10 protein-coding genes are annotated in these 12,252 nt (G+C 40.1%); 6 read left to right on the forward strand and 4 right to left on the reverse strand.

The genetic code is table 11. The annotated features are described in order from the left end of the window. The first annotated feature begins 99 nt into the window (after nucleotides 1-99). From ACRRSQ_RS02990 to ACRRSQ_RS03000, 3 genes are all read left to right on the forward strand, one after another. The gene (locus tag ACRRSQ_RS02990; protein ID WP_440874207.1) at nucleotides 100-696 is read left to right on the forward strand and encodes a TetR/AcrR family transcriptional regulator; all 597 of its coding nucleotides are present in this window, start codon (nucleotides 100-102) and stop codon (nucleotides 694-696) included. 69 nt (nucleotides 697-765) lie between these two features. Next, nucleotides 766-2,124, forward strand: coding sequence for a 3-oxoacyl-ACP reductase (locus ACRRSQ_RS02995; RefSeq protein ID WP_440874208.1), 1,359 nt, complete (start codon nucleotides 766-768; stop codon nucleotides 2,122-2,124). Between the two features lie 448 nt (nucleotides 2,125-2,572). Next, nucleotides 2,573-4,447 (forward strand): choice-of-anchor I family protein, encoded by a 1,875-nt coding sequence (locus ACRRSQ_RS03000; protein ID WP_440874209.1) that lies wholly within the window; start codon nucleotides 2,573-2,575, stop codon nucleotides 4,445-4,447. Between the two features lie 136 nt (nucleotides 4,448-4,583). Here the strand turns inward: ACRRSQ_RS03000 and ACRRSQ_RS03005 are convergent, their stop codons facing one another. Together ACRRSQ_RS03005 and ACRRSQ_RS03010 are read right to left on the reverse strand one after the other, a co-directional pair. Then, entirely contained in the window at nucleotides 4,584-5,462 is an 879-nt protein-coding gene (locus ACRRSQ_RS03005; RefSeq protein ID WP_440874210.1) for a substrate-binding domain-containing protein, read from the reverse strand. 126 nt (nucleotides 5,463-5,588) lie between these two features. Continuing rightward, nucleotides 5,589-7,433: a M2 family metallopeptidase gene (locus ACRRSQ_RS03010; protein ID WP_440874211.1), complete on the reverse strand. Its 1,845-nt coding sequence runs from the start codon at nucleotides 7,431-7,433 to the stop codon at nucleotides 5,589-5,591. Nucleotides 7,434-7,902: 469 nt separating this feature from the next. Here ACRRSQ_RS03010 and ACRRSQ_RS03015 point away from each other — a divergent pair, with 469 nt between their 5' ends. The 3 genes from ACRRSQ_RS03015 to ACRRSQ_RS03025 all read left to right on the forward strand — a co-directional run bounded on the left by ACRRSQ_RS03015 (nucleotide 7,903) and on the right by ACRRSQ_RS03025 (nucleotide 10,487). Further along, nucleotides 7,903-8,529, forward strand: coding sequence for a TetR/AcrR family transcriptional regulator (locus ACRRSQ_RS03015; protein WP_440874212.1), 627 nt, complete (start codon nucleotides 7,903-7,905; stop codon nucleotides 8,527-8,529). A gap of 79 nt (nucleotides 8,530-8,608) precedes the next feature. Continuing rightward, complete coding sequence (nagZ, locus tag ACRRSQ_RS03020; RefSeq protein ID WP_440874213.1) at nucleotides 8,609-9,622, forward strand: beta-N-acetylhexosaminidase; 1,014 nt, start codon at nucleotides 8,609-8,611, stop codon at nucleotides 9,620-9,622. 40 nt (nucleotides 9,623-9,662) lie between these two features. Then, nucleotides 9,663-10,487 (forward strand): hypothetical protein, encoded by an 825-nt coding sequence (locus ACRRSQ_RS03025; protein WP_440874214.1) that lies wholly within the window; start codon nucleotides 9,663-9,665, stop codon nucleotides 10,485-10,487. Here the strand turns inward: ACRRSQ_RS03025 and ACRRSQ_RS03030 are convergent. Together ACRRSQ_RS03030 and ACRRSQ_RS03035 are read right to left on the reverse strand one after the other, a co-directional pair. Further along, a complete protein-coding gene (locus tag ACRRSQ_RS03030) occupies nucleotides 10,477-11,202 on the reverse strand; it encodes a substrate-binding periplasmic protein (protein ID WP_440874215.1) in 726 nt (241 codons plus the stop codon). The genes ACRRSQ_RS03025 and ACRRSQ_RS03030 overlap by 11 nt on opposite strands. Before the next feature lie 117 nt (nucleotides 11,203-11,319). Next, the gene (locus ACRRSQ_RS03035) at nucleotides 11,320-12,156 is read right to left on the reverse strand and encodes a 23S rRNA (adenine(2030)-N(6))-methyltransferase RlmJ (RefSeq protein ID WP_440874216.1); all 837 of its coding nucleotides are present in this window, start codon (nucleotides 12,154-12,156) and stop codon (nucleotides 11,320-11,322) included. Between the last annotated feature and the right edge of the window lie 96 nt (nucleotides 12,157-12,252).

Raw genomic sequence — 12,252 nt, forward strand, 5'->3', positions numbered from 1 at the left:
CTTTTGTAAACTACACTGTGTAGTGTAAATGTTTTTATTGAAAAGTAAACTGTTCAGTGTAAAATTGTTTGAATTTATTGATATTGAAACTGAAAAGTTATGGCGCGAAGTACTGAAAAGAAGCAAGCAATTCTTAATGCGGCGATAAGTGAATTTAAAAATAATGGCTTTGCTAATACCAGCATGGACCAAATTGCTATGGCAGCAGCGGTGTCTAAACGCACCGTTTATAATCACTTTGCCAGTAAAGATATTCTCTTTGAAGCGATTTTAAATCAAATGCTGACGTTATTTTCGGCAGCGGTTTGCGTAAAATATCAACAAGGTACACCTATAGTCGAGCAGCTTACACAAATAGCAGAGCAGGAAGTTGTACTCTTGTCAGATCCTGCTTTTGTTGATTTAGCTAGGGTAATAATGGCTGAGATGATGCATACGCCTGAGCGCATTAATAGCGCGATGAAGCAAGTGGAAAGTCGAGATGGTGATTTAATTAGCTGGCTAAACGCAGCAGTTTGTGATGGCGTGCTTAATATTAGTGATACAAGCTTTGCCGCTACGCAATTTTACTCACTCATCAAAGCATTTTGTTTCTGGCCGCAAGTTGTGCAAGGGCAAGCATTTCCAGATAAAAAACAACAAAGCATGATCATAGATTCAGCTGTCACCATGTTTATTGGCGCTTACAAAGTTTAGAACAACAAAAATGGGGGGGCGCCATTTTAGTGCTACTCATTTTAGAATTAACAGTTAAAGGAGAACTAGGTGCCCGATCGTTATCTTACATTTAGCCAGTCAGCATTTGGCAAAAAACTATTACCACTTATTGGTTTGCCTATGCCAGCAAACTTAATACGAGTCGGGGGATCGCCAGAAACCTTAGTTGATAATATTTTACTCGTAGATGCCAAAACCAATACCAATGAAAAAGAGGCAGATTCGCTCTTACACGATATTTTACAAGGCCATTTGACGACAAACGCAAACGCGCAACAAATTGGTGGTTTGGTCGTTGATGCAACATGGCTAACAAAGGTCGCAGATACCGATTGGCTGTATCAGGTTTTTCACGACAATATTCGAAGCATTAAAGCGAGCGGTAAAATTGTCTTGCTGGCTCGTTCACCTGAAACCTGCCAAGATTATCAGCAAGCAAGTGTGCAACGTGGTTTGATCGGTTTTATTAAATCAATCGCTAAAGAAGTCGGCCGAAAAGGGATCACGGCTAATGTTATTTATACCGATAACATCACTAATGGTTACCTTGCGGCGCCGCTTCGTTTTTATCTTTCATATCGCAGTGCGTATGTTAATGGTCAAGTGACTCAAGTTAGCGAGCAAAGCGTTACGCAGCAATCACAGGGCGAACATATTGCTACTTGGCATCAGCCTCTTGCTGGCAAGGTGGCACTTGTTACTGGCGCTTCGCGCGGAATAGGTGCTGCAATCGCGAAAGTGCTCGCCAGAGATGGCGCTAAAGTGATTGGCTTAGATATTCCTCAATTGCAAAGTGAACTTAATGTCACCATGTCGGCACTTAATGGCGACTCGTTATGCGTTAATATTACCGATGAAAATGCCGTTGATTTAATTGCACAGCATATTACTGAGCATTATGGCGCCATTGATATTGTGGTGCATAACGCGGGTATAACGCGTGATAAAACGCTTGCTAGAATGTCAAAAGCCCATTGGCAACAAGTGATGCAAGTGAATTTACAAAGCGTGATTGAAATTAACGAACATCTTTTAAAGCAGCAATGTATCAATCAGGGGGGCCGTATTTTATGTGTCTCTTCAATTAGCGGTATTGCCGGCAACCTTGGTCAAAGTAACTATGCGTTATCGAAAGCGAGCATTATTGGTTTGATTGAGAACCAAGCTAAGTTATTGGCTTTACAAGGTATTACCATTAACGCGGTCGCGCCAGGTTTTATTGAAACCCAAATGACAGCAGCCATTCCGCTATTAACACGCTTTGTTGGCCGTCGAATGTCAGCACTGTCACAAGGTGGCTTGCCAGAAGACGTTGCTGAATCCATCGCCTTTTTAGCTGCGCCACAGGCTCAAGGTATTTCGGCTAATTTAATCCGCGTGTGTGGTTTAAATATGATGGGCGCATAAGGTCTGCTAAAAGCTAAAAGCTAAAAGCTAAAAGCTAAAAGCTAAAAGCTACAAGGCACAAGCTACAAGTAGCAGTGATTAGCTGCAAGGAGTAAGCTACAAGCGGTAAGTGATTCCGCAACAAGTAAGCCTTTTGTTTCAAGCCGTAAGCTGCAAGTTAACGATGTCTAACTTGCAGCTTTATTCTTTTATCTTTTCTTTTTCATCTTTCAACTTTCAACTTCTGGCTTTTATCTTGCCGCTTAAATCTTTCAACTTCCGGCTTTTATCTTGTCGCTTTTTCCTTTCCGTTTTCGCCTGTCATGTTTCAGTCATTTAATTGTCATCAGTTTGTAAAACTCCTTCTTTAGTGTTTCGCGTCAAAATTTGTTCCTAAAAATATGCTTAAACAAGGCAATTTTTCATCAGGAAGATTGCGACGAAAAACAAAATGAGACAAGGCAAACACATGGCTAGTATGAAAACACTTAAATTAAGCTTACTTTCTGTCATTATTTCAACAGCGTTAGCAGGCTGTACTCTTGATGGTGACGACGGCGAACAGGGCGCAGCGGGTATTCAAGGTGAACAGGGAGTTCAAGGCGAGCAAGGCACAGCGGGCAGTAATGGTAAAGATCTTCCTCGTGAGTTATCACTTGAAGTTGTCGGGCGTTTTGCGACAGGTATTTATGGAAAAAGCGCTACAGAAATTGTGCAGTTTCATCAAGCCTCTAAGGCTATATTTGCAGTAAATGCTGCTGACAATCAAATCGAAGTGATTAGTTTAGCAAGTTTACCAACCACACAAGTTGCCAGTCCCGTGTCTGATGAAAGCTTATCTTCTACAAGCTTTACGTTTAGCAGCAGTGTCGAAATTGACGACGGTACTGGCAGCACAATTACGGTTGCTTTAGGGGCGGCAAACTCCATTGCTATATATCAAAACACCTTAGCGATTGCGGTTGAAGCACAAGTTAAGCAAGACAATGGCGCTGTGTTGTTTTATCGCTTAAATGAATTGGGCGAAGCGAGCTTTATTAAAGCTGTTGGCGCAGGCGCTTTGCCCGATATGGTTACCTTTACACCTGATGGTTTAAAGGTGTTAGTAGCAAATGAAGGTGAACCAAACAGTGATTATTCAAACGATCCCGAAGGTTCCATTTCGGTTATCACTATTACTGACGATATACCTGCTGATGTTGCTCAAACGATAAACTTAACCACTGATATGGTATTTAGCGACGATACCCTTGATGCGGAAGACTACGACAGTGATGAAAAACGCATGGCCATTTTAGCTGCGCAAGGTGTTAAATTTGCAGGGCCTGCAGGTAATACCGTAGCAAAAGATTTAGAGCCTGAATACATTGCTGTATCGGATGATAGCAATATGGCGTATGTTGCTTTGCAAGAAAATAACGCGTTAGGGTTAATTAATTTAGATGATATGACCATCGAAGTGAAAGCTTTAGGCTACAAAGATTGGGGCAAATATCAGTTAGATTTTTCTAACAAAGATGAAGTGCCGAGCTTTCAAAATGTTGAAGGTTTATTTGGCATGTATCAACCAGACACTATTGTTAGTTACACATGGAATGGCGCTACTTTTATTGTTTCAGCCAATGAAGGTGACGCACGCGATTATGACGGATATTCTGAAGAAGTTCGTGTAAAAGATATCATTGATGTTGATGAGCTTAATCAAACGTTATCGACCAACTTACAAAGCCAATACGACGCTTCAGGCGGAAAAGACTTTCTAGGTCGCTTGAAAGTAACAACAGCCTTAGGCGATGCTGACACAGATGGCGAGTTTGAACAATTGTATGCGTATGGCGCACGTTCATTTTCTATTTGGGATCAAAATGCCAATTTAGTCTTTGATTCAGGTGATGATTTTGGCAAAATTTCAGCAGCAGTGTTGGGTAATAACTTTAATGCCGCGCATACGGAAAATAAAGGCGATAATCGCTCTGACGACAAAGGTGGCGAGCCTGAAGCGGTAGATGTTGGTGAAATTAATGGACGTACCTACGCCTTTGTTGCACAAGAGCGCTCAGGCGACTTATTTGTTTATGACATTACGAACCCATTTAATAGCGTGTTTGTGAGCCATTATAACAATCGTGACTTTGACGTAGATTATGAACTAGACGACGATCTAGATAACCCATGTGATGAAGCTGAAGGTATGGATTGTACTAATATTGCAATGGCAGGGGACTTAGGGCCAGAGAGCATTAAATTTATTTCAGCTGAGTCAAGCCCAAATGGTAATGCACTCATTCTGATTGGCAATGAAGTTTCAGGCTCGGTAACGGTTTATCAAGTCACTGAACAATAAAAAATTGGGCTATCTCTCGTCAAAAAACGTAAAAAATCCAGCTAACGGTTATGAAGTCATCCCATAAATGAAGTGACTCCATAAAGTTAGTTGGCTTTTTTGTTAATAAACCGAGGTCAAGTTAGTTAACAGCAGGTTAATTAATCGGAATAAAATAATTATCTGCAATTATTTTTTGTCCTTGTTCACTGAGTAAAAAATCAATATAAGCGGCGGTTTGCGAATAAAAGTGTTTATTGACCAATATATTAAGTGGTCGTTTAAAGCCATAATCTTTATTCACTTTTCCATTAATGATTGGCAGCTGACCTTCAACGTTGAGCAGTTTTATCTGTGCGTAGGGTTGGTTTTTAATAAATTGCTGGTAGGCGCCTAAAGAATCAAATGCAATGGCATCTTTATTGCGAAAAACTGAAGCAACAGCTTGGTTGATTTGATGATAGCTTTTAGCTTCAATATTTGAAAATAGGGTATTAATGCCTTGCGGTTTAAAAACGACATGTTGCTCGTCTTTTGCCATGCTTTCGATGGCTAAATAATTGATAAAGGCAGAATGAGTGCCGTGTCCTAAGTGTTTTGCCATTAACGCCACTGGCGCGTTATTTTCCCAAAAACGATGCTTGCCAGTATATAAATTTGCCAACTCTTCTTTACTCACACGCTCGATCGAGTTCTCTATGTTTACCATTAAAATAATGGCGTCTTGTCCTATAGTAATTTGCTGAATATGCGGCCATCGTTTCATTTCATCGGGTGTTAAATAGCGTGAAATTATGCCTAAGTTTGATACGCCTTCAGCAACGGCAACAACGCCTTTGTCTGAGCCGATAGGGCGAACGACCACTTTAGTTTGTTTTTGTTGATAAAAGTGTGGACTGGTAATATCAATCAGTTTTGCCATTGACGTTGAACCAACAATAAAAATAGTGTCGTCTTCAAGTAGGTGAGCAGAGCAAGGCAAAAAGAGGCTAAAAGATAAAGCTATCGCGGCCAATTTTTTAAGTAATTTAGACATAGTATCCATTCTTGTATCATTACTTGTTGAATTTTAAGCATAGCCTAAATTTGTTAATAATATTTGGCTAAAAAAAAACCGCGCATAATGCACGGTTTTTTGAAAGGTATTAGCTTGTTTATTTACTTAAAAACCACATTGCTTACCTTGGTTTTTATCTTTTAACCAGGTATGTAATGGCGCGAAGTAGTCTAAAATTGCCGTTGCATCCATTTGTTCATTACCGGTTAATACCTTGTAAGCTTCTTGCCATGGTTGGCTTGAACCCATCTCTAACATGGTATTTAACGCGCTACCCGCTTCTTTGCTGTTATAAATAGAGCAGCGGTGAATCGGGTCGGTATTACCAGAAATTTCACATAAGGCTTTATGAAATTCAAATTGCTGAATGTGCGCTAAGAAGTAACGAGAATATGGAACACCGCCCGGAACGTGGTACTTAGCTCCTGGGTCGAAGGCGTCAGCGTCACGAGCTACTGGTGCTGCAACACCTTGATACTTCTCACGTAATTCCCACCATGCAGTGTTGTAGTTTTCAGGGGCAATTTCGCCTGAGTAAACTTTCCAGCGCCACTGGTCAACTAATAAGCCAAAAGGAATAAAAGCAATTTTTTCTAGCGCCATTTTCATTAATAAGCCGATATCTTTTGACTCATCAGGAATGGTATCGATTAAGCCAATTTCTTTTAAGTATTTTGGCGTAACAGATAACGCAATCGTATCGCCGATCGCTTCATGGAAACCATCATTAGCACTGTTTTGGAAATAAACCGGTTGGTTTTTATAAGCGCGTTGGTAGAAATTGTGCCCTAATTCGTGGTGAATAACGTTAAATTCTTCGCCAGTTTTTTGAATACACATTTTAATGCGAATGTCGTCTTGTGAATCTAAGTTCCAAGCGGAAGCATGACAAATTACATCGCGATCTTCTGGTTTGGTAAATAATGAACGAGTCCAGAACGTTTCTGGCAAGGCGTCAAAACCTAGTGAGGTGAAAAACGCTTCAGCGCCTTTAACCATTTTAATCTCGTCGTAATTATGTTTGGCTAATTGCTTAGTTACGTCGTAACCTGGATCGGCATCTTCTGGTGCAACAACATCATAAATGTTGCCCCAAGACTGCGCCCACATGTTACCTAATAAATGGGCAGGGATCGGTTGGTCTTGTGGTACTTTGTCTTCACCGTACTGCTCACCTAACTCTGAGCGAACGTAACAATGTAAATCGTCATATAAGGGTTTTACTTGGTCCCATAAACGGTCTAACTCTTTGGCAAAATCATCAGCAGGCATATCGTAGTTTGAACGCCACATTGCGCCTAAATCTTTATAACCTAAACCTTGTGCGCCTTCGTTGCCGAGCTCGGTTTGACGAACAAACATCGGTTTCATTGCTGGACTAATCGTACGCCAGCCTTGCCACATTTCCAATAACTGGTCGTAATCACGCGACGTTGCCATGGTTGAGGTCATGTCGCCTAGGCTTAAGGTTTCACCCGCTTTAGTGGTGTATTTGCCTTTACCGTACATACCACCAAGTTCAGAGCCGATTTTGGCTAATTCAGCCGATTTATTTTCATCTTGTGGTGCTGGCATCACTAAACTTTGCTTAAGCATGTTTAGTTTTCTGCGTTGTTCAGCGCTAACTTGTACATCATCAAATTTTGCCGCTTCCATGGCAAAGCGTACACCGGCCTCGGTTGATTTTTGATCTGAAGCGGCAGATAACGCTGCGGTGTCTTCAGTAATAAAGTTTGAATAAATCCAAGCTGCGCGAGCACCTTCAATGCCAAGCGCTTTCATTTCATTTTCGGTTGCTGCTAAAAAGGCTTCTGCATCTTGGCTTGTTAACGTTTGTTGTTGAGGGCTAGCTTGCACTGGGGCATTTGTATTTTTATTATCGTCATTACAGCCAGAGAGGGCGGCGGTAATGCATAACGCAACAATTGAAGTTTTAATGGTTGTTTTCATAAAGTGTTGTAATAGTTAGTTATGGTGATTTTCGAGTATATCTAAAAGCGATAACAGCACCAATGTCGTAGAAAATAAAAAGTGAAACTAAGTTTACTTTTACGTAAATGAAAAGTTACGGCTAGCCTGTGACGAATATCACACTCGCTAAAAATAAGCGTAATATGCCGATGTAGCCTGTTTAAATAGCGATGTTTTAAACAGTAAATGTTGGTGAAAAATCGCGTTGTACATAAATGCAAAATGGTCTAAACAATTACTTTTTGATTCAAAAGAACTTGTTTTATCAACTTTTATCTTCATTACACTGCGATATAATAGCTTTAATATTTTTATATAAATTACGATTTGTACAAGCTAAGTTGTAAATGACAGTTGATCTTTTTAACAAAATTGACTATTTTAAACACCTGTTTAAATCGTTTGTTCTATTCGTAGAGCGATACCATTAAAAAAGACTAAAGATAATATGAGTACAAAAGATAAAATTTTAGATGCCGCAGAAGCCTTATTTGCCGAGCATGGTTTTAATGGTACCTCTTTACGCGAAATCACCAGTAAAGCTGAAGTTAATTTGGCGGCGGTAAACTACCACTTTGGCTCTAAAAAAGAGCTTATTAAAGCAGTGATGTCGCGTTATATGAATAAATTATCGCCACTGCTAGCCGTCGCATTAGGTGATATATGTCAACAAGAACAACAGCCAACACTTACAGAAGTGTTAACTGCGTTTATTGACCCATTACTGGCGTTGAACGAGTTAAAAGAAAACGGCACCAGTAATTTCTTACAACTTTTAGGTCGCGGCTATACCGACAGTCAGGGCTTTTTACGTTGGTTCTTAACCACGCAATACCCAGAAGTTATTTCTTTATTTGTTGAAGCGGTGCAAAAAGCTTATCCAGAATTAAGTGCTGAAGATATGTTTTGGCGTTTACATTTTACTATGGGGACCGTGGTATTTACGATGTCGTCAAGCGATGCGTTAATTGATATTGCTAAAAATGACTTTGATAAAGACCTCACCATTGCTGAAGTCATTCAACAAGTTATTCCGTACGTCGCTGCTGGTGTTGGCGCTCCGTTAGACGATTAGCATTTAGCTTAACTTTACCGTTGTATTTTAGTTAAAGTTAAGTAAAGTAGGGCTCAAATCTCGTTATTTGAATTTGGTTATGGGCCCGATAATGCTTGATGTGCAAGGCACATCATTAACACAAGAAGACAAAGAAATTTTAGCGCATCCACTCGTGGGTGGCTTGATCCTATTTACGCGCAATTATCATTCTCCTGCGCAAGTTGCCCAACTTACCAAAGATATTCGCCAAGCTAGTCGTTCTGACATTTTAATTGCCGTTGATCATGAAGGTGGTCGAGTGCAGCGCTTTAGAGAAGGTTTTTCGGCAATTCCAGCCATGGGCAGCTTATTAGCTTATGCAGATAATGATTTGGCTCATGCTCAGGAACTTTCACGCCAGTGTGGCATATTAATGGCGTTAGAAGTTCAAGCCGTTGGCATAGATATTAGCTTTGCCCCTGTACTTGATATTGATGATATTAGCGATGTCATTGGCGATCGTAGTTTCAGTAAAAATCCAGCAATAGTTACGCCATTAGCGAGCGCATTTATTGATGGAATGCGCAGTGTCGGAATGCAGGCAACCGGTAAGCATTTTCCAGGACACGGTAGTGTTAAAGCCGACTCTCATTTTGATTTACCAATAGATGATCGTAGCCAAGCTGATATTCTAACAACAGATATTTTGCCGTTTAAAGATTTGATCGCTCAGCAAAAGTTAGCGGCTATTATGCCTGCCCATATTATTTTTCCCGCATTTGACCCTCATGCGGTTGGCTTTTCACCGTTTTGGCTACAACAGGTTTTACGTCAACAATTACGTTTTGACGGCGTTATATTTTCAGATGACTTGTCGATGGAAGGTGCTCGAGCCGGTGGCGATTTTATTGAGCGAAGTGAAATGGCGCAACAAGCAGGTTGTGACATGTTACTGCTTTGCAATAATCGCACGGCAGCAGTACAAGTTATTGATAATGCGAATTTAAAGATGAGCAAACAAAGTGAGCTACGCCTGAAAAAAATGCTTAACCCTAGTCGCCATTCATGGCAAGAATTAGCAAGGCATGCCATTTGGCAGCAGGCTAATAACATTATTTCTCAACTAAAATAGAGGCTTTGTAAATCGATTTTATATGTTTTGGGAAAGTCGAATGACTTGTTGTAATTTCATGAAGTGTTTCTGCCAGTTTGCTTGTTTGATTGCTTTACTTTTTATTTGCGTGTTTTTCGTAAATAACAGTGCTGCTAACGAAAGTGCCGCCAAGAAAAATGTAGAAAAAGACGGTAAAACACTGGTTTTAGCGACTACCCAGTGGTGTCCATATACCTGCGGCGATGAAAATTTTAAATACGGTGTTATTGGCACATATATTACCGCTTTACTTGCACAGCAAAATATAAAGGCCAAAATTCAATACTACCCTTGGTCTCGAGCAGTAAAACTAGCACAAGAGGGTAAAGTGGATGGTTTACTTACTGCGACTTATGAGGAAGCACCAGCGCTTATATTTACTTCATCCCCAGTAAGCCATTATCAAATGTGCTTTTTTACCAACAAAAATAATCAATGGCAATTTCAGCAACCAATGTCACTGGGTGATAATTCATTATTGGTGATCCAAAGTTATGGTTATGGTGAGCCCTTAGATACGTTTATTCATGATAATAGAGATGTTATGAGTATTTCTGGGCTAAATGCGACCCAGCGTTTAATCGACTTTTTAGTGAAAGAGCGAGCAGATATAATTGTTGAAGATGATGTTGTTATTAACTGGATGGCGAGCAAAAATAATGTGGATTTTACACAGTTTCGTAATGCTGGCTGCATGGCGAAAAATCCGTTCTATTTTGCGTTATCACCGAGCAAAAAGCATCAAGTTGTTATAGACAAGCTAAATATTACACTTAGCCAATTAGAAAACAAGGCGTATTTGGAGTCGCTGTTTTTATCACTTAATGACAGCGTTAATCAGTAGAGTTTAGTGGTTGTAAGCGCGCCTCAATGACTTTATCTTCTGCGTCTTTGATCATCTTTGCAAGCATTCCTGTTGATTTTAAACGTTTAATTTCTTTATCTATTATGGGTACAAGTGCTTGATGCTCTTCATGTACGTAATGATACAAACTGAGTTTAGCTAATGGTGGGTGTAACGCTTTGACTTCATTTAATCTAAGCGCTTTAAGCACAACATTGCCATCTAAGGTGTTAGTTAAGGCAATATCAGCTCTTTCCATCGCGATAAGTTGCATTAGCGCTTTGGTTGTTTCTACCTTATGAGTGTCTTTGTGGTTTTGGGTAATGTTATTGGTATGTTTTACACCGCGCACTATTGCTACAGAATAGGGGGCTAAATCTTTGGCTCGTCTAATAGCTATTTGATTTTTTTGATGAGTAAACGCACGCGTTTCTAGATGGTAATACGGGGTTGGCACTCTAATGACGGTTGGTGTTTCTTGCCCGTAACTATAGATACGCATTATTTCACCATCGAAATTACCTTGGCTAACTTCATGTTGAGCACGTCTGCCAGGCAGCGAAGAGATGCTGATGTCTATGCCGATATTTTGATAAATTTCAGTTAAGACAAGCTTACCGACTTCTTGTTCAATTAACTCATTGATTGCAGCAAAATGGTATTGTTGAGCACTTACTGCACTTGAAAATAATAACAAACAAAACAGAAACTTCATTAAATCGCCTAGTGTTTATAATCCTTATTCACTCACTAAGTATGGGATAAATTTGACAAATAAACAGTTTGTTAAATAAAAAGTTATTGCAATAACGCTCTCGCAAATTGCCTCGCGTTATTCTTCAATTAATTGCGCTAGTGTAAACTGCGTTTCAGCGCTGCCAAGCTGATCAGTTAAGTAAGGGAGAATTTGCTCAAGTTGGCTTTTAAGCTGCCAAGGCGGGTTGACAATAAATAACCCAGTACCTGTCATGCCATATTCTTCTGTATCAGCTGCTAGGCAAAACTCCACTTGTAGCAAGTTTTTAACGTTACTTTGCTGAAATTGCGTAATCATATTATCGACCAAGGCTCTTTTAACTACCGGATACCAGAGAATATAAGTACCGGTGGCAAACTTTTTACAACCTTTAATGATGGTCTCAACCGCTTTTGGGTAATCTTCTTTTAGTTCGTAGGGTGGATCAATTAACACTACACCACGCCTGCTTGGTGGTGGTAATAAGCCTAGTACGCCTTGATAGCCATCACTTTGTTTAACATGCGCCTTGCGCCAACGCTGACAAAAATCGTTAAGTAAGGTGATATCAGTTGAATGTAATTCAAATAAATGGGCAGTGTCTTGCCTGCGCAACAAGCTTTTAGCGACACCGGGTGAGCCAGGGTAAATATCAAGTTTGTCGCCTTGATTAAGCTCGGTTATTAACTCTACATAGCGAGTAAGAGGCTCAGGTAGTTCTTGGTTGATTAATTTAGCAATACCGTCTTTGTATTCACCGGTTTTTTGCGCGTAGTCATCGCTGAGTTTATACATGCCAGCGCCAGAATGACTGTCGATATAGGTAAACCCTTTTTCTTTTCGGGTCATATATTCTAGTACTAACGTCAGTACTGAATGCTTTAATACATCAGCAAAATTTCCGGCATGAAAGGCGTGGCGATAACTTAGCATATGGCGCTCTTTGTTTTTTAAGGAAGGAAGCTACAAGGTTTATTGCTTGTAGCTTTATTTCATAACTCGTTACGGTTAACTTTTAGCTTTAAACTT

The sequence above is a fragment of the Thalassotalea sp. PLHSN55 genome (assembly GCF_052030545.1).
Lineage (GTDB): Bacteria > Pseudomonadota > Gammaproteobacteria > Enterobacterales > Alteromonadaceae > CANMXU01.